This is a genomic window from Streptomyces sp. NBC_00094 (assembly GCF_026343125.1).
GTDB lineage: Bacteria > Actinomycetota > Actinomycetes > Streptomycetales > Streptomycetaceae > Streptomyces.
On the sequence record NZ_JAPEMB010000001.1, the window covers coordinates 4,983,414 to 5,003,945 of the forward strand.

Below are 20,532 nucleotides of genomic sequence, written 5' to 3' on the forward strand. Positions count from 1 at the left end.
CGCGGTCAGGGCGTACGGGGCTCCCGCTCCGGTGCCGGCCCCGTGTCCGGGGTCGCGCCCGAGGTCACGTCCGGGGTCGCGTCCAAGGTCGCGTCCAAGGTCGCGTCCAGGGTCTTCGCCCCGCCGGCCACGTCCTCCGGCGGCGGCTCGCCGAAGCGGGCCAGGGCCAGGGAGCCCGCGACGGCCACGGCGAAGCCGGCGATCGCCAGCCACTCCAGCCCCTCCTTCGTACGGTCCCCGAGCCAGACCACCCCGACCGCCGCGGGTCCGATCGTCTCGCCGAGCACCATGCCCGCCGTCGCCGTGGTCACGGAGCCCCGCTGGAGCGCCGAGGTCATCAACAGGAACGCCGCCCCGCCGCCCAGGAGCAGCGCGTACCAGACCGGATCGGCGAAGTCGACGCCGTCGATCAGCCGGACCGCGACCTCCACCACCCCGAAGCCGAAGCCAGCCCCGAGGCCGAGGACGAGCGCGCGCGGCTTCTCCGGCAGCCGGCCCGCCCCCACACCCAGCAGCAGCACCCCGAAGGCGACGGCGAGGAGCGCCCACCGCAGCGCCTCCGAGCCCTCCCCGTGGCCCTCCTCCCCGGAGGCGAGCGCCAGCATCGCGAGCCCCGCGCACACCACGGCGACGGCCGTCCACTCCACCCGGCTCAGCCGCACGTGCAGCAGTCGCGAGGCGACGACGGCCGTGACCGCCAGGCTCGCGGCGAGCGAAGCCCCCACGGCGTAGATGGGCAGCGTCCGCAGCGCCACGACCTGCAGGGCGAAGCCCAGGGTGTCCATCCCGAGGCCGGCGATGTAGCGCCACTGCCGCAACGCCCGCCACATCAGCGCGACGTCGACACCTCCACCCGTCCCCGGCTCCGCGGCACGGGCCGCCATCGCCTGGAGGACAGAGGCCGTACCGAAGCAGAAGGCCGAAGCAAGCGCGCAAATCATCCCAAGAAGCACGAAGCGACTCTAGAGGTTGAGGCGTGAAACCACCGGCCTACACTGTGCGGTCGCGACTGTCGTGGCCACGACGGCCATGACCGCGAAGGGGAGGCGACGGACATGCGGAGGCTGAGGTCGAGCACGGTGGTGCTCGGCGGGATGGGTGTGCTCGCGGCGACGATCACCGCGTGCGGTTCGGAGCCGGACAAGCGGTGTGTGGACCCGCTGACCCGGGAGGAACTGCCCAGCTACCGGTGCGAGAGCGGCGGCGGCAGCGACGACGACGATGACGGCACCACGACCCGGGGCTCGTACTACTACGGCGGTTCCGTCCGGAGCGGCACGGTGAGCGGTGGCAGCTTCAACAAGACGGCCGTCGACACCGGCGGCTTCGGCTGCTCGGGCTCCGGCGGCGGCTGAGGAGGCCCGGCACATGAAGCGGCACACCATCGAGCCCCGGCCCGACTGGCAGCGGATCGTCGAGGAGCAGGGGGTCGTCTACCCCCTGACCCGCTACCCGGACGGTTCGCTGCGTCCGTACTGGGACGAGAGCGCGTACTACTCCTTCACCCTGCCCGAGGTCGAGGCGCTGGAGGAGGTCGTCGAGGAGCTGCACGCGATGTGCCTGGCGGCCGCCGCGCACATCGTCGAGCACGACCGCTTCGCCGACCTCGGGATCACCGACCCGAAGCTCGCCTCCCTGGTCGCCGAGTCCTGGCGGCGCCGCGCCGAACTCCCCTCCCTCTACGGGCGGTTCGACCTGCGGTACGACGGCACCGGCCCGGCCAAGATGCTGGAGTACAACGCCGACACCCCCACCTCGCTGGTGGAGGCCGCCAGCCCGCAGTGGTTCTGGATGGAGGAGCGGTTCCCCGGCGCCGACCAGTGGAACTCCCTCCACGAGCGGCTCGTCGACGCCTGGAAGAAGCAGGCGCACCTGCTGCCGCCGGGGCCCGTCCACTTCGTCCACTCGGACGGCGACGAGCTCGGCGAGGACCTGATGACGGTCGCGTACCTGCGTGAGACCGCCCAGCAGGCCGGGCTCGACACGGAGGCGCTCTCCGTCGAGGCGATCGGCTGGGACCGGCTCTCGCGCCGGTTCGTCGACGACCGGCTCCGCTTCATCCGCAGCTGCTTCAAGCTCTACCCGTGGGAGTGGCTGACCACCGACCGCTTCGGGAAGCACGTCCTCGACACCCTCGACAACGGCGGCGGGACCGGCACCACCTGCTGGATCGAGCCGGCCTGGAAGATGCTCCTCTCCAACAAGGCGCTGCTCGCGATCCTGTGGGAGCTGAACCCGGGCCACCCGAACCTGCTCCCCGCCTACCTCGACGGCCCGCGCGAACTCGCCTCGACCACGGGGTGGGTCGCCAAGCCGCTGCTCGGCCGCGAGGGCGCGGGCGTCACCCTGCACGAGGCCGGTACGGAGCCCTTCGTACGGGACGGGGAGCCCTGCTGCTACCAGGAGCTGGCCCCGCTGGCCGACTTCGACGGCAACCGGGTGGTGCTCGGCGCGTGGGTCGTCGAGAACGAGGCCGCGGGGCTCGGGATCCGGGAGTCCGCGGGCCTCGTCACCGACGAGTACGCCCGCTTCCTCCCGCACGTGATCCTGTAGGAGGTGTCTCCCCAGGGGCTACTCGGGGACGTACTCCCGCAGTGGCGCGGGCTTGAGTCCGGCCGCCTCGGCCAGGTCCAGGGCCCGCTTCAGGTCCTGCTCCAGGGTCTCGTTGAAGTGGAGCAGGATGATGTCGCCGGCCTTGAGGGCCGGTGTCGGAGGGGTCCACTGGCCCCAGGTGGTGAGGTCGTACGTCCACGTCACCACGGCCTTCGCCCCGCAGGAGCGGGCGGTGGTCCGGGTGGTCGCGTCGTACGTGCCGTACGGCGGGCGCAGCAGCCGCGGGCCGTCGCCGAACTGGGCGAGGTGCTGGTCGCGGGCCCCGCAGACCTCCGCCTTCTGGCCGGCGGCGTCGAGTGTGGTGAGGTCGGGGTGGTTGACCGTGTGGTTCTCGACGCGGGAGCGGCCCTGGTTCAGCAGGGTGTGGAAGTAGCCGGAGTCGTACGAGTAGGCGCCGGGCAGCAGGAAGAGCGAGGCGGGCACCCGGCGGTCGAGCAGCAGCTTCGCCGCCGCGGGGTCGTGGAACCAGCCGTCGTCGATGGTGATGAAGACGACCGGGTCGGTGGTCTCGACGTGCGAGACCACCGGGACGGGCTCGGGCCAGGCCGCCTTCGGGGCGGAGTGCGCGGGTCCCGTGAACGCGCCGAGGAGCGCGACCGGAACGAGGGCGGCGAGCGCGGCACGCAGGGCGTGACGCAGACGGAGTCTCGGCATGGCGGCATCATTGGCCTAGACCAACTGTCGTGTCAATGCCCCGAGTTGTCCCCTGGCCCGGCCCGCGCGGTGGCGCGGGCCGCCCCTACTCAAGTGGACTCGGTCAGTCCGACAGCACCCCCCTCAGCTGTTCGAGGCCCCAGTCCAGGTCCTCCTTCGAGATGACCAGCGGCGGCGCGATCCGGATCGTCGAGCCGTGGGTGTCCTTCACCAGGACCCCCCGCTCCATCAACTTCTCCGAGATCTCCCGGCCCGTGCCCCGGGCCGGGGCGATGTCCACCCCGGCCCACAGGCCGCGTCCGCGCACCGCCTCCACCGCGCCGCCGCCCACCAGCAGCCCCAGCTCGGAGTGGAGGTGCTCGCCCAGCTCCGTCGCCCGCTCCTGGAACTCGCCCGTCCGCAGCATCGCGATCACCTCCAGGGCCACCGCGCAGGCCAGCGGATTCCCGCCGAAGGTCGACCCGTGCTCGCCCGGCCGGAACACCCCGAGCACCGAACGGTCGGCGACCACCGCCGACACCGGCACCACCCCGCCGCCCAGCGCCTTCCCCAGGATGTACACGTCCGGCACCACGCCCTCGTGCTCGCACGCGAACGTCCTGCCCGTCCGGCCGAGGCCCGACTGGATCTCGTCCGCCATGAACAGCACGTTCCGCCGCCGCGTCAGCTCCCGGACGCCCGGCAGATAGCCGGCCGGCGGCACCAGGACACCCGCCTCGCCCTGGATCGGTTCGAGCAGCACCGCCACCGTGTTCTCGGTGACCGCGGCGTCGAGCGCCGTCAGGTCCCCGTACGGAACGATCTCGAACCCCGGCGTGTACGGGCCGAAGTGGTCGCGCGCCTCGTGGTCCGTGGAGAAGCTGACGATCGTCGTCGTCCGGCCGTGGAAGTTGTTCCCCGCGACCACGATCTTCGCGTGCCCGTCCGGCACGCCCTTCACCTCGTACCCCCACTTCCGGGCGGTCTTCACGGCCGTCTCGACCGCCTCCGCCCCCGTGTTCATCGGCAGCACCGCCTCCTTGCCGCACAACTCCGCGAGCTGCGTGCAGAACTCGGCGAAGCGGTCGTGGTGGAAGGCGCGCGAGGTGAGCGTCACGCGCTCCAGCTGCGCCTTCGCGGCCTCGATCAGCCGCCGGTTGCCGTGCCCGAAGTTGAGCGCCGAGTACCCGGCGAGCATGTCCAGATAGCGGCGCCCCTCGACATCGGTCATCCAGGCCCCGTCCGCCGAGGCGACGACGACCGGAAGGGGGTGGTAGTTGTGAGCGCTGTGCGCCTCCGCGGAAGCGATCGCGTCTTGCGTTCTCGACACGGGATCTCCGTTCGTCCTGCGGCTCATGGGGTGGCTCGTGGCTCCCCTTCTTATCGTCGCTCGTATGCCGGACGTGGAAACCTCGACGACGGCGCGCCCGCTAGTCTGGAAACACGCACGGCGACTGGCGTACGGGGAAGCGACCCCGGGGGAGCCGTGCGCGGCAGACCACACGAGGCGCCGCTCGCCTGGGCGTCACGGGACCCGACAGTCCCGCGTGGCGCCGCGCCTCTCACCGCAGTGTCCCGGGACCCGCCGCAACGCCCGGAGGACACCATCGTGACCACGCCCCAGCAGCACCCCGCCCTCGCCACGGCCGACCCCGAACTCGCCGCCCTCGTCGGCGCCGAGGAACGGCTCCAGGGCGAGACCCTCCGCCTCATCCCCAGCGAGAACTACGTCTCCGCCGCCGTCCTCGAAGCCTCCGGCACCGTCCTCCAGAACAAGTACAGCGAGGGCTACCCCGGCCGCCGCTACTACGAGGGCCAGCAGAACATCGACCGGGTCGAGACCCTCGCCGTCGAGCGCGCCAAGGCGCTCTTCGGCGTCGACCACGCCAACGTCCAGCCCTACTCCGGCTCCCCGGCCAACCTCGCCGTCTACCTCGCCTTCGCCGAGCCCGGCGACACCGTCATGGGCATGGCCCTGCCGATGGGCGGTCACCTCACCCACGGCTGGGGCGTCTCCGCCACCGGCAAGTGGTTCCGGGGCGTCCAGTACGGCGTACGCCAGGACACGGGCCTCATCGACCTCGACGAGGTCCGCGAGATCGCCCTCAGGGAACGCCCGAAGGTGATCTTCTGCGGCGGCACCGCGCTGCCCCGCACGATCGACTTCGCCGCCTTCGGCGAGATCGCCCGCGAGGCAGGCGCCGTGCTCGTCGCCGACGTCGCCCACATCGCCGGCCTCATCGCGGGCGGCGCCCACCCGTCCCCGGTCCCGCACGTCGACGTGATCTCCACGACCACCCACAAGACCCTGCGCGGCCCGCGCGGCGCGATGCTGATGTCCCGCGAGGAGCACGCCAAGGCCCTCGACAAGGCCGTCTTCCCCGGCCTCCAGGGCGGCCCGCACAACCAGACCACCGCGGCCATCGCCGTCGCCCTCCGCGAGGCGGCCCAGCCCTCCTTCCGTGACTACGCCCACGCCGTCGTCGCCAACGCCAAGGCCCTCGCCGAGGCACTCCTCGCCCGCGGCTTCGACCTGGTCTCCGGCGGCACCGACAACCACCTGATCCTGATGGACCTCACGCCCAAGCAGGTCCCGGGCAAGATCGCCGCGAAGGCCCTCGACCGGGCGGGGATCGTCGTCAACTACAACACCGTCCCGTACGACCCCCGGAAGCCCTTCGACCCCTCCGGCGTCCGCATCGGCACCCCCTCCCTCACCTCCCGTGGTCTCGGTACGGAGCACATGGCCCAGGTCGCGGAGTGGATCGACCGCGGTGTCGCCGCCGCAGGCACGGGCGACGAGGAAACGCTCGGCCTCATCCGCAAGGAGGTCGCCGACCTCCTCTCCACCTACCCGGCCCCGGGCCTCCCGACCTGACCTGACCCGACCCGACCCGGGCGGACCCGACCCGGGCGGACGCGACCCGGGCGGACGTGACCCGGTCCGGTCCGACGCGGTCCGGTCCGGCGTGACCCGACCCGGTCCGACGTGACCCGGTCCGGGCCCGGCGCGGTCCGGTCCGCGTGACCCGGCCCGTCAGCCGGTCGACTCCGCCGTCCGCCGGGCCTCCTCCGGGTCCGGTATGCCTTCCAGGCGGAAGGTGAGCGCGCCCCCGTTCCTCGTCCAGAGGAGCGTGGGGCCCGCCGTACGGACCTCGTGGGTCCACACCGAGCCCGTCCCGTCCGTCAGCGGGAAGGTCAGCAGGTGCGGCGCCGCGAACCAGTACCCCTGGGCGCCGTCCGGGAGGTCCACCCACCGCGGCTGCGTCCTGACCTCCTTGGCGAAGCCGATGTCGAGACGGGCCGGGAACTCGTCCAGCCGGACCGTCCGCTCCCCGTCGCGCCAGCAGAGGCTGATCACCGCCCGGCCCCCCTCGGCCGACCCGGTCACCGCGACCGCGTCCGGCGAGCCGAGGGAGCGGGGTATCACCGGCTCGAACCCGGCTCTTCGCCCGGCCTCCGTGAGGGCCACCGGGTCGGGGCAGCCCGGCACCACCCCGGCGGCCGGCGCGTGGCCGCCGTCCGCCTCGTACCGCACGGAGACCCCGCCGAAGCCGAACCAGTCCGCCACCGCCGCCCGCACGGGAGGGGTGAGCACCAGCACGATCAGCACCCCGGTCAGGCCCGCCACCAGCGCGCGCCACCGCTCGCGCACCCAGGCCCACCGTCGCCGCCGGACCGGCACGGACGGTGTCGGGACGTGCTCGGCGAGCAGCTGCGCGAGCACCCGCTCGGCCATGGACTCGCCGTCCACGTCCGGCAGTCGCAGCCGCCGCCCGAGCCCCCGCAGCTCCTCCGGCAGCCCCTCGGTGGAAGACCCGCGCTCCTCCACCCCGCGCTCCTCCTCAGCCACGCCCCTCACCTCCCTCCAGCACGCGTCCCAGCTTCTTCAGCGCCCGGCTCAGCCGCGACTTCACCGTCCCTCTCGGCCAGCCCAGGGCCTCCGCGGTCTCCCCCTCGTCCAGCTCCAGCAGATAGCGGTGGATCACCACCCGCCGATGGTCCTCGGAGAGGCCGTCCAACGCGTCGAAGAGCCGCCGGCTCCGCTCCCGCTCCTCCGCCGCGACCGCCGGATCCGCCGACTCCGGTATCCGCGGCTCGCCCCCGAGCAGGTCCGCCTCCCGCCCCGCGACGGCCCGCTGCCGACCCGCCGAGCGCACTGTGTTCCTGGTCTCATTGACGACGATCCGCAGCAGCCACGGCCGGAACGCCGCGCCCTCCTCGAAACGCCCCAGCGCCTGGTACGCCTTGAAGAACGCCTGCTGCACCACGTCCTCGGCCTCCGGGCCCGCGCCGCACGCCACGGCCGCCCTCAGCGCCACCGCCGTGTAGGCGCGGACCAGCTCCGCGTACGCCTCCGGCTCTCCGGCGCGCACCCGTGCGATCACCACGGCCTCGTCGTCGACCAGGCCCCCCTCCCGCGTCCTCACACCTTTGATACACCGGCAGTCGGGGATCGGTTCCCACACCTGAGAGAATGATGTGCATGGCCTCTGATCGTCCTCGCGCGCTCTCCGGAATCCAGCCCACGGCAGGCTCGTTCCACCTCGGCAACTACCTCGGTGCGGTCCGTCAGTACGTCGCACTGCAGGAGACCCACGACGCCTTCTACATGGTCGTCGACCTGCACGCCATCACGGTGCCGCAGGACCCCGCCGAGCTGCGGGCCAACACCCGCCTCGCCGCCGCGCAGCTGCTCGCCGCCGGTCTCGACCCGGACCGCTGCACCCTGTTCGTCCAGAGCCACGTCCCCGAGCACGCGCAGCTCGGCTGGGTCATGAACTGCCTCACCGGGTTCGGCGAGGCCTCCCGGATGACGCAGTTCAAGGACAAGTCCGCGAAGCAGGGCGCCGACCGCGCCACCGTCGGCCTCTTCACGTACCCGATCCTCCAGGTCGCGGACATCCTGCTCTACCAGGCCAACGAGGTCCCGGTCGGCGAGGACCAGCGCCAGCACATCGAGCTGACGCGCGACCTCGCGGAGCGCTTCAACGGCCGCTTCGGCGACACCTTCACGATCCCCAAGCCGTACATCGTCAAGGAGACCGGGAAGATCTACGACCTCCAGGACCCGACGATCAAGATGAGCAAGTCGGCGTCGACGCCGAAGGGCCTGATCAACCTCCTGGACGAGCCGAAGGCGACGGCGAAGAAGGTGAAGAGCGCGGTCACCGACACGGAGACCGTGATCCGCTTCGACCCGGAGAACAAGGCCGGCGTCTCCAACCTCCTCACCATCCTCTCGACCCTCTCCGGCACGAGCATCGCCGACCTGGAGAAGAGCTACGAGGGCAAGATGTACGGCGCGCTGAAGACGGATCTGGCCGAGGTCATGGTGGACTTCGTCACGCCGTTCCGGGCCCGTACCCAGGAATACCTGGACGACCCGGAGACGCTGGACTCTGTCCTGGCCAAGGGTGCGGAGAAGGCCCGCGCGGTCGCGGCGGAGACGCTGGCGCAGACCTACGACCGGATGGGCTTCCTGCCCGCCAAGCACTGAGTCCTAGGGCCCTGGCCACGAGGGTGGTGCAGGACGCACACTGGCGGCTGCACCACCACACAGCACCGACCGACCACTCGACGGACGACGGAGGAGAACGACGTGGGGACCGTAACGCTCGGCGTTTCGATCGCGGTCCCGGAGCCTTACGGCAGCCTGCTCCAGGAGCGGCGCGCGGGCTTCGGTGATCCCGCCGCGCACGGCATCCCCACCCACGTCACCCTCGTCCCGCCGACCGAGGTCGCCGAGGAGCGGCTCCCGGAGATCGAGGCGCACCTCGCCGGTGTCGCCGCCGAGTACCAGCCCTTCCCCCTCCGTCTGAAGGGCACCGGGACCTTCCGTCCGCTCTCCCCGGTCGTCTTCGTGAAGCTCAAGGAGGGCGTCCCCCTCTGCAACCGGCTCCAGCACCAGATCCGGGACGAGGCGGGACCGCTCGCGCGCGAGCTGCAGTTCCCGTACCACCCGCACGTCACCGTGGCGCACGCCATCTCCGAGGAGGGGATGGACCGGGCGTTCGAGGAGCTCGCGGACTACGAGGCGGCCTGGACGTGCCGCGCCTTCTCGCTGTACGAGCAGGGCCCGGACGGCGTGTGGCGGAAGCTGTACGACTACGAGTTCGGCAGCGGCCGCCCGATCTCGGCCGTCCCGACGCAGGGCGGCGCCCCGGTCCACGCACCGAGGGCCACCCCCGCCGGCTGATCCCGCCGGCCGAGCCCGCCCGGCCGCCGTCCGAGCCCGCCGGCCGAGCCCGCCCGGCCGCCGTCCGAGCCTGCCGGCCGAGCCCGCCCGGGCGCCGTCCGAGCCTGCCGGCCGAGCCCGCCCGGGCGCCGTCCGAGCCTGCCGGCCGAGCCCGCCCGGCCGCCGACTGATCCCGCCGGCCGAGCCCGCAGGCCCGCCCGCCGAGCCCGCAGTCCGAGCAAGCCGGCGCCGTACTCTCAGATCGGCAGGAGCCGGAAGAGCGGCCTCGGTACGTGTCGTACCGCCGCCATCACCATCCGCAGCGTCCCCGGCACCCACACCGTCTCCGAGCCGCGCCGCAGCCCCAGCTCGATCGCCGTCGCGACCGCCTCCGGGGTCGTCGCGAGCCGCGCCCCCGCCCGCCTGGCCGCCATCTCCGCCCGCCCGGCCGCCACTTCCGCCCGTCGGGCGACCGCCTTCCCGCGACCGCCCGCCGCCTCCCCGCGCCAGACCGCGGCCGCTCCGTACCCAGGCACGGTCGCTCCGTACCCAGGCACGGCCGCTCCGTGCCCGGCCATGGCGGCCACCCGCCCGGCCGCCGTCTCCTCGCGCCTTCCCGTCACCGCCCCGCGCCCGCCCGCGCCCCTCGCGCGCACCGACCCGGGACGGACGACCATGACGTGCACCCCGGTGCCGTACAGCGCGTCCCCGAGCCCCTGGGCGAAGACGTCGAGCCCCGCCTTCGACGAGCCGTAGAGGAAGTCGGCGCGCCGGGCCCGCTCGCCCGCCACCGAGGAGAGCACCACCAGCGAGCCGTGTCCCTGCGTCTGGAGCGCGCCCGCGCACACGAGCCCGGCCGAGACGGCGCCCGTGTAGTTGGTCTGCGCGACCCGGACGGCGGCGACGGGGTCGGACTCGTCGTGCGCCTGGTCGCCGAGGATCCCGAAGGCGAGAAGCACGATGTCGACGGCGCCCTCCGCGAAGATCTTGCCGAGCCGCTCCTCGTGCGACTCGGTGTCGAGCGCGTCGAAGGGTACGGCGCGCACGTCCGCGCCGAGCGCGCGCAGCGAGTCCGCGGCGGCGGCGAGCGCGGGGGAGGGCCGGCCGGCCAGCCAGACCGTACGGACGCCGCGGACGATCAGCCGTCGCGCGGTGGCGAGCCCGATCTCGGAGGTGCCGCCGAGGACGAGCAGGGACTGCGGGGTGCCGAAGGCGTCCTTCATGGTGGGGGTGCTCCTCAGAGGGCGGTGGGTCTCTTCAGCCTTGAGGGTGACCGTATAGCCGCTTCTGTCGCTTATGTCGTATTGCGTGGCGGTTCGCCGACATGGCCGTACGGGATGTCGGTCACGTACCCGCGCGCGGTGCCGGGGGATTCTCGTAACCGGTCCCTCGCGGACCGGACGGAACGGATCATCTGGATCTCACGGATCAACGGACCAAGGGGTACGCGCACGACATGGACTGGCTGACCAAGCTCCCCGTCATCGGCCCCATGGCCACCCGCCTCATGCGGACCCACGCCTGGCACTCGTACGAGACCCTCGACGAGGTCCACTGGAGCCGGCTCGCCGCCGCGATCACCTTCCTCTCCTTCCTCGCCCTCTTCCCGCTGATCACCGTCGCGGCCGCGATCGGCGCAGCGCTCCTCTCCCAGGAGCAGCTCGACCGGATCGAGGAGAAGGTCTCCGACCAGGTGCCCGGCATCTCCGACCAGCTCGACATCGACGGGCTCGTCGCCAACGCCGGCACCGTCGGACTCATCGCCGGCGTCCTCCTGCTCGTCACCGGCATCGGCTGGATCGGCTCCATGCGGGACTGTCTGCGTGCCGTGTGGGGCCTCGACGGCAAGGACGAGGGCAATCCGGTGGTCCGCAAGGGCAAGGACGCGCTCGTACTCGTCGGACTCGGCGGCGTCGCGCTCTGCTCGCTCGCCGCGTCCTGGCTCGGCTCCACCACCGTCGGCTGGACCGCCGACCGGCTGGGCATCTCCGGCGACGGAGCGGGCGGCTACCTGCTCCAGGGGGCCGCCGTCCTCGTCGGCGTCGTCGCCGACTTCCTGATCCTGCTGTACATCCTGACGCTGCTGCCCGGCGTGCAGCCGCCCCGCCGTCGGCTCGTGGTGGCCGCGCTCATCGGCGCGGTCGGCTTCGAGCTGCTCAAGCTGCTGCTCGGCGGCTACATGCGGGGCGTCGCGTCGAAGTCGATGTACGGGGCGTTCGGCACCCCGATCGCCCTGATGCTGTGGATCAACTTCACCGCGAAACTGCTGCTGTTCTGCGCGGCCTGGACGGCTACGGGTTCACGTCGGGATCCAGCGGCTCCCGGGAACGACGACGACGCGATCCCGGAGCGGACAGCGGCCAACGGCGGTTGACGAGGAAGACGGCGCCGGCGAGCAGGACGAGCACCCCGCCGGCGATGCTCAGCGCGATGCCGACCCCGCCGGACTTCTCCTCGGCCGCGACGGGGGCCGCCGAATCGTCCGGGGCGTTCTTGCCGGGCGCCGGCTCCGAACCGTCCTCGGCCGTCCCCGTCTCCGTACGGGCCGACGTGGGCGGCACCAGATCGCCCACCGGGGTCACCTTCCCGGCCGCCGCGAAGCCCCAGTCGAGCAGCCGGGCGGTCTCCTGGTAGACCGCGTGCTGCTCCTTCGACGACGGGTTCATGACGGTGACGAGCAGCACCTTCCCGCCCCGCTCCGCGACACCCGTGAAGGTGGATCCGGCATGGGTGGTGTTGCCGTTCTTCACCCCCGCGATCCCCTGGTACGGGGCGACGCCGAGGTCACCGGTCAGCAGCCGGTTGGTGTTCTGGATCTCGAAGGTCTCGCGCTTCTTGCCCGGCTTCTGCTCGCCGGGGAAGGCGGCGCGGGGCGTCGCCGCGTACTCCCGGAAGTCCTTGTTCTGCATCCCGCTGCGGGCGATGAGCGTGAGGTCGTACGCGGAGGAGACCTGGCCCGGGGCGTCGTAGCCGTCCGGGGACACCACGTGGGTGTCGAGCGCCTGGAGCTCGGCCGCGCGGTCGTTCATGTCCTTCACGGTCTGGCGGACGCCGTTGTTCATGCTCGACAGGACGTGCACGGCGTCGTTGCCGGAGCGGAGGAAGACGCCGAGCCACAGGTCGTGGACGCTGTAGGTCTGCTTCTCCTTGATGCCGACCAGGCTGGAGCCCGAGCCGATCCCGGCCAGGTCCTGCGGAGTGACGAGGTGGTTCGTCGTCCTGGGGAACTTCGGCAGCAGGGTGTCCGCGAAGAGCATCTTGAGCGTGGACGCCGGGGCGAGCCGCCAGTGCGCGTTGTGCGCCGCGAGGACCTTGCCGCTCTCCGCGTCCGCGACGATCCACGAACGGGCGGACAGCTCCTTCGGCAGGACGGGTGCGCCGAGGCCCAGCTGCACCTGCGTACCGGGCCTGCCCAGCAGCGTGCCGCCGACCGTGGACATGATCGCGGGCGGTTTCGGCTGCTTGTCCTTCTCGTCCTTCTTCCCGTCCTTCCCGTCAGCGTGAGCTGCGGGCGCGACGGTGACGAGCGGCAGGAGTACAGCAGCGGCGACCGCCCAAGCGGTCCTCTTCGAAACAGACACGGTCGAGAACGTACAGGCACGGAACAGGTATCCGAACCCCGCCGGGCGGTTCGTCCGGGCTCGTCCACCCGGACGCGGGGGCCGGGCCCGCTTCTCCTGGTTCCCGCTCGCGTTCGGGGCGTGGAGCTGGTTCATCTGGATCACCTTTTATACGTAAGCAACTGGGCACAGTCGGCGGCTGGCCGGGGGTGGGAGGTGGTTCACCCCTTCAAGACGTCGTCAGGCCCGGTCGGGATCCAAAAACTGTCCGCCCGGCTTTCGACGACTCATGGCCGCCGTGCGCCCGGCACGTACTCCGCCCGTACGGCCCTTACCGCTGCGCCCACCACGTCCCCGCTGCCCCGCCGGCGGTGGTGATCAGGGCGACGAGCCATCCGGGGATGCGCTGGACGGTCAAGTGCAGTCCGCCGACGCGGAGTTCGAGGGCGGGGCGTGTGGGTGTGGACGACATGGCGCTCTCCCTGTTCGACGAGATGAATCGACGCTCTGAGGGTGTGCCCACGTTGCGCTACGGATCATAACTATCCGTGCCAGCGCATGATCCGGTGCCAAGAGCACGGGGGGCGCACAGCCCGCTAGGCGAGGCGCATCCGGCTGGTGGGGCGGCCACAGTCGGCGGTTTTACTCGGAGACAGCACGCGCTCATCTGCTGTGGGCTGGTCGCGGCAACCATCCCCGACGCCCCCCGTACGGGTAGTCCGCTTGGTCGGTTCCCCCTCCGTGGCCGGTAGCCCCTAGCCCAGGTGCGGTGCGGTGCGGTGTTCCAGGAAGTGTCGGATGCGCAGCCGTTGCGTGTGGTGCATGGGAAGCGAGTCGAGTTCTTCGGGCGCCACGAAGCGGAGTTCCGTGCTCTCTTCCGAGATGGCCAGGACGCCGCCGACGACGCGGGCGGTGAAGCAGACGTTGAACTGTCGGCGTACCTCTCCGTCGCTGTACGCGATGACATGCCGGGGGTCGGTGTACGTGCCGACGAGTCCCGTGATCTCGACGTCCAGGCCGGTTTCCTCCTTGACCTCCCGTACGGCCGTGCCGGGCAGGGAGTCGTCCATGTCCATCGCCCCGCCTGGCAGCGCCCACAAGTCGTTGTCCCGGCGTCGTTGGAGGAGTACGCGGCCAAGCTCGTTTGTGACGACGGCAGAGGCTGCCACGACCAGGCTGTTCGGCTGGGGGGCGTCCGGATCGTCGTAGTACTCGGTTCGTGCCACGGCGCTCAGCTTTCCACGGGGCGGGCCGATTCCCATACGGCGTCGAAGCTCCCCGCGCAAGTGTCGAACATGCCCCCGTCGCCGTGGCGCCGAAGGTGCCACACCGGCGCACCGTAGGCGTTGACGCCCCACACATGCGCGTTGACCAGCATCTGATCGTCGGCGCGGTACAGGCTGTTGTAGAGGGTCGTTCCGTGCGTGCGCAGCTCGATTCCCGGCACGTCCGCGAGGGGCCGGTAATGCAGGAGAGCGAGACGGCAGCGGGATTCGATTCCGTGGCCGAACTTCTCTTCCCGTCCGCGCTGGCGGACGTTGGGATCGTCGGCGTCACCCACCGCGATGCGGACCGTACAACCATCACCAGCCCGTTCGCGCAAGAGGTCGTTGAGACGGGGGTACGCCTGGTGCAGGAAGACGGCCGCGTACACCAGCACGTCGATTCGCTTCCGCGCCTGGGAGAGGAGATCCACGAAGACCGACACGGGCAGATCCGCCCGCTGCCCGTAGAGGGCGACGAGTTCGGGGCTGACAGCGCGCGCGGCACGTGCCTGCCGGAGTTCCGGCCACAGGGCATGCACGTCTTCTCCGAGTGCTTCCGCTGCCTCCAGCGCGGTTGCCCGTCGTGGAGTACGCCCGAGATCGACCCACCGTTCCACGGACTTGGGGTCGACACCAGTGGCTTCAGCCAGGGCGGCGTGTGTCCAACCGCCTGCCTCCATGACGGCTCGAAGTCGCTCGTTCGGCACGCTTGCGCCCCTTGGCTTCCGGACGTTCTGAGGGACGTTCTACACGTGACGGGACGTCCCGAAGTGGGAAACGTACGAGGTTCCTCCGTCCTGACGACCGGCGCGACGATCACGCCATGAGTGAGCCCACGCGATACAGCACCCCACCGATCGAGCTGCCGCTGGACCTGGAACGAGAACCGGAGCCTGCCGACGGGTGCGCGGGGTGCGCCGAGCTGGAGGCCGTACGGGCCCGTGCCCGAGTCGTAGGCGACTGGACGACCGTGAGCGACTGCAACGTCTACGTGCGGCGCCACCCCGAGGGGCACTGATGGTCGTCCGCGCGGACATCGGCAAGCCGGTCAGGGACCACGCTGGAAGGGTCGGCATCCTGCGTGACGTGATCCGGGACTACGAGGACCCTGCCGACATGCCCGGAGAGCGCAGGAGGCGGCCGACGGCGTTCGTGTGGCCCGAGGGCGGGGGCCGTGAGTGGTTGGTCCCGCCGGACACCGTGACGCGTATCTGAGACCCCACCCCCGGTGAGGCCCAGTCGTCAGTGGTCCCGTCCAGCCGGGGACGGGTCCACTTCCTCGCGCCCCCCGTGGTGCCGGGGCTTTACTTCTTGCCCGCTCGGACGCCCCGGAAGCCGATCACGCCGACGGCCGTCCCTAGGATGAACGACGTGACAGCGAGGGCGAGGTGGACCCAGAAGTACGCAGTCGGGTTTCCCGCGTCGTCGAAGGCGAGACCGCTGCCGTCCTTCCAGAGGTTCTTCGCGAAGGTCGCCCAGATCACCCAAGACCACACGCCGAACGCGAGCAGGAACCAGGAGACGCGGCGGCTGAGCTTCATGGGGTGTCCTTCGGGGTGGGCTGGGCGTTCCCTGCCAGTATCGAACCGGCCCCGCCGGGCCTTACAGGTGGGGCTCTGTACGCTGGCGGTCAGCTGCGTATGGATCACCTTCATCGAGAACCTCCGGACCGACGCAAGCGGCGTCGCGTTCGACGACGCGGGTGACCCGACGGCCTGTATCCGGGTCCATCTGCCGCTCGCCGTCACGTCCTGTGTCCTGGGGCGGTGATCGGTGTGCTCGGGTTGCGTGGAGTGCGCGCCACGCGCCGCGACTCCGGTCACAGCTCCTAGTCCGCGAGAGAGAAAGAGGGGGTTCGGGGCGTGCTCGCCTTCCTGCTGGTCCTGGTCGTGGTCCTCGCCGTGCTTGTCGGGGTCCACTGGTACGTGTGGCGGCGGCTCGTGCGCGACGTGACGGTGCCGGGTGGCCTGCCCCGTCGGCTGGGTACGGCCGTGCTCGTCGCCCTGCCGTTGTTCTCGCTCGCGGCCCTGACCTCCGGGCGCCTCCGCGCGCCCTTCGGGTTCCAGCAGGCGGTGGCCTGGCCGGGCTTCATGTGGCTCGCCACGCTCCTGTACCTGACCCTCGCCCTGGTCGTCGGGGAGGCCGTGCGCCCCGCCCTGCGCGCCTGGCTCGCCCGCCGCGCGACGGCCGCGGCTCCGGCGGCGGAGGCCCCGGCGCCCGCGCCGGCCCCTGTTCCCGAGCCCGTCTCCGTACCGTCGTCTGCGTCTGCGTCTGCGTCTGCGTCCGCGTCCGAGACCGCGTCCGCGTCCGAGCCCGCGCCCGCCGCGGACACGGTGGCGGCCCCGGCCCCCGCCGACGCCTCCGCGACCCCCGCCGACGTCTCCCGCCGCCTGTTCGTCTCGCGTGTGGTCGGCGGCTCCGCCGCGGCCGTCGCGCTCGGGACCGTCGGGTACGGCACGTACGGCGTGCTGCGCGGCCCCCGGATCAAGCGCGTCACCGTCCCGCTCGCCAAGGTGCCGCGCGCCGCGCACGGCTACCGGATCGCCGTCGTCTCCGACATCCACCTCGGGCCGATCCTCGGCAGGGCCCACAGCCGGCGGATCGTGGACACGATCAACTCCACCCAGCCCGACCTGATCGCGATCGTCGGCGACCTCGTCGACGGCACCGTCGAGGACCTCGGCTCCGCCGCCGAACCGCTCGCCCGGCTCCGCGCCCGCCACGGCTCCTTCTTCGTGACGGGCAACCACGAGTACTTCTCGGGCGCCGACGCCTGGGTCGACCACGTACGCGAACTCGGTCTGCGCCCGCTGCGCAACGAGCGCGTGGAGATCGCGGCCGGCTTCGACCTCGCCGGCGTCGACGACGTCGCGGGGGAGAGCGAGGGCGAGGGCCCCGACTTCGTCCGCGCCCTCGGCGACCGCGACCGGGCCCGCGCCTCCGTCCTCCTCGCGCACCAGCCGATCGTCGTCCACGACGCCGTACGCCACGGCGTGGACCTCCAGCTCTCCGGCCACACCCACGGCGGGCAGCTCTGGCCGGGCAACTACATCGCCGAGCTGGCCAACCCGACGGTCGCGGGTCTCGAACGGTACGGCGACACGCAGCTGTACGTCTCGCGGGGCGCGGGCGCCTGGGGGCCCCCGGTCCGGGTCGGTGCCCCCTCCGACATCACGATCGTCGAACTCGCCTCGAAACAGGCTTAATCGGGAAACGTCACTCCCCGCGCCGAGGTCGATACGTGCTGCTCATCGGCTTAAATTCTCATATCCCGGACATATACCTGCTGTGTGAAAGTTTCCTCTTCCACTTGTGAAAGTCGTGTGATTGGCTGACGCCAATGCGGCGCTTTCGGGGGGCGTCGTGCCCTGGGGTGGTACGAAAAAAGGAAGCACGGCAATGCGGTCGACGGTCCGTCTACGGATCCTCATCACTTGTGGAGTACTGGTGGCCGCCGGAGTCGGGGGCTGGCAACTCCTGCCCTCCGACGACGTCCGGACGGATCCGATCAGCGTCGGCACAACCGACGAAGTCACTTCACTCGACCCGGCCGGCGCGTACGACGCCGGTTCCTGGGCCATGTACAGCAACGTCTTCCAGTCGCTGCTGACGTTCAAGCCGGGATTCACGACTCCGGTGCCGGACGCGGCAGAGAGCTGCAAGTTCGTGGGGACCAGACTCACCACGTACCAGTGCACGCTCCGCGACGACCTCACCTTCGCCAACGGGCGCAAGGTGACGGCCGAGGACGTCAAGTACTCCTTCGAGCGGATGCTGCGCATCAAGACGGACGTCGGTCCGCAGCCGCTCTTCCCGACGCTGAAGAACGTGGTGGCTGAGGGCCGCACCGTCACCTTCAACCTGAGCGGCCGGGACGCCACCTTCCCGCTCAAGGTGGCCACGGGCGCCGGCTCGATCGTCGACAAGGACCAGTACCCGGCCGACGGCCTGCGCACCGGCCTGGCCGTCGACGGCTCGGGCCCGTACGTCCTCAAGGAGTACAAGCCCGGCGAGTCCGCGCTCCTGGAGCCCAACCCGAAGTACAGGGGCGCCATCACCAAGGCCGGTGCACCGGTCCTCGTGAAGTACTTCGGCAAGTCCGAGGACCTCGCGACCGCGTGGAAGTCGAAGCAGGTCGAGGTCACGCACCGGCAGCTGCCGCCGAACTTCCTCTCGACCCTGGAGACCGAGGACGGGACCCGGCTCACCGAGGCGGAGAGCGCGGAGATCCGCAACCTCAACTTCAACGTCCGGCCCGGCTCGCCGATGGCCGACAAGTCCGTACGCCAGGCCGTCGCCGCGGTCATCGACCGCCCCGAGATCACCACGGGCGCCTACAAGGGCACGGTCGAACCGCTGTACTCCCTCATCCCGCAGGGCTTCGTGGGGCACAGCACCGCCTTCTACGACGTCAACCCCGCCCCGAGCGTGAAGAAGGCGCGGAAGCTCCTGAAGGACGCCGGCGTGCAGACGCCGGTGACGTTCACCTTCGGCTTCCGCCAGGACGCGACGTACGCCGCCGAGGCCGCCGAGATCAAGCAGCAGCTGGAGGAGACCGGCCTCTTCAAGGTCAAGGTCGTCGAGGCCGACTGGCAGAGCTTCCAGAAGGCGTACGCGCGCGGCTCCTACGACGCGTACACCGTCGGCTGGCTCCCCGACTTCCCGGACTCCGACAGCTTCACCGCGCCCCTCGTCGGCACGGCCAACACGCTGCACAACGGCTTCTCCAGCAAGCGGATCGACTCGCTGATCGCCTCGACGCAGCAGTACAGCGACCGGTCCCGGGCGACCGGGGACTTCCGGGCGATCCAGTCCGAGGTCGCCGACGACATCCCGCTCATCCCGCTGTGGCAGAAGAAGGACTACGTCCTCTCCACGGAGGCCGTCGGCGGCTCCCAGTACCTCACGGACGGGACCGGCATCTGGCGCCTCTGGGAGCTCGGCTGGATCTAGCGGGCCGGCGGGTGCCGACGGGCCGGCGGGCTTGAGGGCTGGCCGGTCGCCCGGCCGGCCGGCCGGGGCCCGGCCGGCGTCCGGCCGGTCATGGAGTCGGCGGCTTCGGGGTGGCCCGCTTGGGCTTGCCCGAGGCCGCCATCCCGGCCGCCGTCGGCATGAAGTCGGAGAGCAGCTCGTGCGTCTCCTTGACGAGCGGCCGGAGGATCCGGAAGCGGGAGAGCGAGATCGCGCGGGCCGTGACCGGTGCGAGCCGCTCCACGAGCCGCCTGCTGTTCGCGGCGTTCTCCGAGCGGTCGTACACCCAGAACAGCACCAGGCCCATCTGCTGGAGCCACAGCAGCTGCGGGAGCGCCTCGGCGAGCTCCGGGTCGACCTTCACCGAGGCGCCGGAGATGACCCTCCGGTGGACCTCGATCGCCGCCTCGCGCGGGCCCTCGGACTCCGGTGAGAACGGGCTGAGCGGGCTGTCCGGGTCGGCGGCGTTCTTGAAGAACTGGGACGCGAACTCGTGGTACGGCTCCGCGATGTCGAGCCAGCCGAGGTAGACCCCGCGGATCCGGGCCGTCAGGTCCTTCTCGCCGCCGGTCAGGATGGGCTCGACGGCCGCCTGGTGCTCCTCGGCGATCCGGTCGTAGAAGCCCTGGACCAGGTGCTCCTTGGACGAGAAGTAGTAGTACGCGTTGCCGACGGAGACCCCGGCCTCCTGGGCGATGGCCCGCATCGTCGTCTTGTCGTAACCGCGCTCCTTGAACAGCCGGAGCGCGGTCTCGAGGATGAGCGTGCGGGTCTGCTCGCTCTTCGGGGCCTTCTTCTCTTCCTTCACGTCCTTCACGGGGCCGAGCCTAGTCGGGTGGGCGGGGCGCCTCGCAGCGCCCGTCCTCGCAGGTCCCGTCCCCGGGCCCTCCGTCCCCGTGGTCCGGCCCCTTGAGGGCCTCGCGCCACTTCGCGGCGGCGAGGACGGTCACCCGGGCGAAGGGCTGCCCGGCGGGGGTGGCGAGCCAGTGGGCCTTGGCCCGGTGGTCGGCCAGCGCCCAGAGGCAGACGATCCAGGCGCCGGTCTCCCGGTAGACCTGGCCCCGGTCCCCGACCACGGTGATCTCCCGCAGGGTGGCGGAGTGGTCGAGGTCCGGGAAGCGGCGCACGGCCTCCCGTGAGCCGGCCGGGACGAGATCCAGCGGTACGAGCTGCCGCTGTCGCAGCAGCCAGTGCCGGAGGTGCACGCAGAGCGGGCAGTCGGCGTCGTACAGCACGGTCAGACGTCTCACGGGTGTCGTCACGGGGTGCGTCACGGGCCTCGGCCCGATCGGCGCCGGTGTCGCCATGGCCG

22 protein-coding genes, 2 pseudogenes and 1 riboswitch are annotated in these 20,532 nt (G+C 71.5%); of the genes and pseudogenes, 11 read left to right on the forward strand and 13 right to left on the reverse strand.

All coding sequences use genetic code 11. The features are described from left to right. Window positions 1–5: 5 nt before the first annotated feature. Window positions 6–941: a hypothetical protein gene (locus OG580_RS22180; RefSeq protein WP_267048078.1), complete on the reverse strand. Its 936-nt coding sequence runs from the start codon at window positions 939–941 to the stop codon at window positions 6–8. Between the two features lie 114 nt (window positions 942–1,055). Between OG580_RS22180 and OG580_RS22185 the strand changes: the two genes are divergently transcribed. Both OG580_RS22185 and OG580_RS22190 read left to right on the forward strand, forming a co-directional pair. Next, the gene (locus tag OG580_RS22185) at window positions 1,056–1,355 is read left to right on the forward strand and encodes a hypothetical protein (protein WP_267045411.1); all 300 of its coding nucleotides are present in this window, start codon (window positions 1,056–1,058) and stop codon (window positions 1,353–1,355) included. A gap of 13 nt (window positions 1,356–1,368) precedes the next feature. Continuing rightward, window positions 1,369–2,553 carry a glutathionylspermidine synthase family protein gene (locus tag OG580_RS22190; RefSeq protein WP_267045412.1) on the forward strand — a complete coding sequence of 395 codons (1,185 nt, stop codon included), beginning with the start codon at window positions 1,369–1,371 and terminating at the stop codon, window positions 2,551–2,553. A gap of 18 nt (window positions 2,554–2,571) precedes the next feature. Here OG580_RS22190 and OG580_RS22195 read toward each other — a convergent pair whose 3' ends face one another. Next, window positions 2,572–3,267, reverse strand: a complete 696-nt coding sequence (locus OG580_RS22195; RefSeq protein WP_267045413.1) for a polysaccharide deacetylase family protein — start codon at window positions 3,265–3,267, stop codon at window positions 2,572–2,574. Between the two features lie 103 nt (window positions 3,268–3,370). Next, window positions 3,371–4,576, reverse strand: coding sequence for an ornithine--oxo-acid transaminase (gene rocD / locus OG580_RS22200; protein ID WP_267045414.1), 1,206 nt, complete (start codon window positions 4,574–4,576; stop codon window positions 3,371–3,373). A gap of 110 nt (window positions 4,577–4,686) precedes the next feature. After that, a riboswitch (ZMP/ZTP riboswitch) is annotated at window positions 4,687–4,777 on the forward strand. Window positions 4,778–4,855: 78 nt separating this feature from the next. Between rocD and glyA the strand changes: the two genes are divergently transcribed. Then, a complete protein-coding gene (glyA, locus tag OG580_RS22205; RefSeq protein WP_267045415.1) occupies window positions 4,856–6,124 on the forward strand; it encodes a serine hydroxymethyltransferase in 1,269 nt (422 codons plus the stop codon). A gap of 159 nt (window positions 6,125–6,283) precedes the next feature. Here the strand turns inward: glyA and OG580_RS22210 are convergent, their stop codons facing one another. Then, complete coding sequence (locus OG580_RS22210; RefSeq protein WP_267045416.1) at window positions 6,284–7,099, reverse strand: hypothetical protein; 816 nt, start codon at window positions 7,097–7,099, stop codon at window positions 6,284–6,286. Next, on the reverse strand, window positions 7,092–7,676 hold the full coding sequence (locus OG580_RS22215) for an RNA polymerase sigma factor (RefSeq protein WP_267045417.1): 585 nt from the start codon (window positions 7,674–7,676) through the stop codon (window positions 7,092–7,094). Before OG580_RS22215 ends, OG580_RS22210 begins: the two co-directional genes overlap by 8 nt. 56 nt (window positions 7,677–7,732) lie before the next feature. Between OG580_RS22215 and trpS the strand changes: the two genes are divergently transcribed. Both trpS and OG580_RS22225 read left to right on the forward strand, forming a co-directional pair. Beyond that, complete coding sequence (gene trpS / locus OG580_RS22220) at window positions 7,733–8,746, forward strand: tryptophan--tRNA ligase (protein ID WP_267045418.1); 1,014 nt, start codon at window positions 7,733–7,735, stop codon at window positions 8,744–8,746. 102 nt (window positions 8,747–8,848) lie between these two features. Beyond that, complete coding sequence (locus tag OG580_RS22225; protein ID WP_267045419.1) at window positions 8,849–9,445, forward strand: 2'-5' RNA ligase family protein; 597 nt, start codon at window positions 8,849–8,851, stop codon at window positions 9,443–9,445. Between the two features lie 608 nt (window positions 9,446–10,053). Here the strand turns inward: OG580_RS22225 and OG580_RS36165 are convergent. Continuing rightward, window positions 10,054–10,647: pseudogene (locus OG580_RS36165) on the reverse strand (SDR family NAD(P)-dependent oxidoreductase); the annotation flags it as partial. A gap of 233 nt (window positions 10,648–10,880) precedes the next feature. Between OG580_RS36165 and OG580_RS22235 the strand changes: the two are divergent. Next, window positions 10,881–11,798, forward strand: coding sequence for a YihY/virulence factor BrkB family protein (locus OG580_RS22235; protein ID WP_267045421.1), 918 nt, complete (start codon window positions 10,881–10,883; stop codon window positions 11,796–11,798). Here OG580_RS22235 and OG580_RS22240 read toward each other — a convergent pair. The 4 genes from OG580_RS22240 to OG580_RS22255 form a co-directional block, all read right to left on the reverse strand. Further along, complete coding sequence (locus OG580_RS22240; protein ID WP_267045422.1) at window positions 11,716–13,005, reverse strand: D-alanyl-D-alanine carboxypeptidase family protein; 1,290 nt, start codon at window positions 13,003–13,005, stop codon at window positions 11,716–11,718. The genes OG580_RS22235 and OG580_RS22240 overlap by 83 nt on opposite strands. Window positions 13,006–13,315: 310 nt before the next feature. After that, window positions 13,316–13,456 carry a hypothetical protein gene (locus OG580_RS22245; RefSeq protein ID WP_267045423.1) on the reverse strand — a complete coding sequence of 47 codons (141 nt, stop codon included), beginning with the start codon at window positions 13,454–13,456 and terminating at the stop codon, window positions 13,316–13,318. Window positions 13,457–13,739: 283 nt separating this feature from the next. Then, window positions 13,740–14,210, reverse strand: coding sequence for an NUDIX domain-containing protein (locus OG580_RS22250; RefSeq protein ID WP_267045424.1), 471 nt, complete (start codon window positions 14,208–14,210; stop codon window positions 13,740–13,742). Between the two features lie 5 nt (window positions 14,211–14,215). Continuing rightward, window positions 14,216–14,956 carry a helix-turn-helix transcriptional regulator gene (locus OG580_RS22255; RefSeq protein WP_267045425.1) on the reverse strand — a complete coding sequence of 247 codons (741 nt, stop codon included), beginning with the start codon at window positions 14,954–14,956 and terminating at the stop codon, window positions 14,216–14,218. A 116-nt stretch (window positions 14,957–15,072) separates the two neighbouring features. On the opposite strand from OG580_RS22255, the gene OG580_RS22260 reads away from it, so the two are divergent. Then, a complete protein-coding gene (locus OG580_RS22260) occupies window positions 15,073–15,267 on the forward strand; it encodes a hypothetical protein (RefSeq protein ID WP_267045426.1) in 195 nt (64 codons plus the stop codon). Continuing rightward, window positions 15,267–15,464 carry a hypothetical protein gene (locus OG580_RS22265; protein WP_267045427.1) on the forward strand — a complete coding sequence of 66 codons (198 nt, stop codon included), beginning with the start codon at window positions 15,267–15,269 and terminating at the stop codon, window positions 15,462–15,464. Before OG580_RS22260 ends, OG580_RS22265 begins: the two co-directional genes overlap by 1 nt. A gap of 89 nt (window positions 15,465–15,553) precedes the next feature. On the opposite strand, the gene OG580_RS22270 is transcribed toward OG580_RS22265, so the two are convergent. Continuing rightward, window positions 15,554–15,790, reverse strand: a complete 237-nt coding sequence (locus OG580_RS22270; RefSeq protein WP_267045428.1) for an SCO4848 family membrane protein — start codon at window positions 15,788–15,790, stop codon at window positions 15,554–15,556. 67 nt (window positions 15,791–15,857) lie between these two features. On the opposite strand from OG580_RS22270, the pseudogene OG580_RS22275 reads away from it, so the two are divergent. The 3 genes and pseudogenes from OG580_RS22275 to OG580_RS22285 all read left to right on the forward strand — a co-directional run bounded on the left by OG580_RS22275 (window position 15,858) and on the right by OG580_RS22285 (window position 19,202). Beyond that, window positions 15,858–16,081 (forward strand): annotated as a pseudogene (locus OG580_RS22275) (SCO4848 family membrane protein). Window positions 16,082–16,111: 30 nt separating this feature from the next. Next, window positions 16,112–17,455 (forward strand): metallophosphoesterase, encoded by a 1,344-nt coding sequence (locus OG580_RS22280; protein WP_267045429.1) that lies wholly within the window; start codon window positions 16,112–16,114, stop codon window positions 17,453–17,455. Between the two features lie 193 nt (window positions 17,456–17,648). Further along, entirely contained in the window at window positions 17,649–19,202 is a 1,554-nt protein-coding gene (locus OG580_RS22285; RefSeq protein ID WP_267048079.1) for an ABC transporter substrate-binding protein, read from the forward strand. Window positions 19,203–19,290: 88 nt separating this feature from the next. On the opposite strand, the gene OG580_RS22290 is transcribed toward OG580_RS22285, so the two are convergent. Further along, on the reverse strand, window positions 19,291–20,037 hold the full coding sequence (locus OG580_RS22290) for a TetR/AcrR family transcriptional regulator (protein ID WP_267045430.1): 747 nt from the start codon (window positions 20,035–20,037) through the stop codon (window positions 19,291–19,293). A gap of 10 nt (window positions 20,038–20,047) precedes the next feature. Next, window positions 20,048–20,527, reverse strand: a complete 480-nt coding sequence (locus OG580_RS22295) for a thiol-disulfide oxidoreductase DCC family protein (protein WP_267045431.1) — start codon at window positions 20,525–20,527, stop codon at window positions 20,048–20,050. Window positions 20,528–20,532 lie beyond the last annotated feature (5 nt).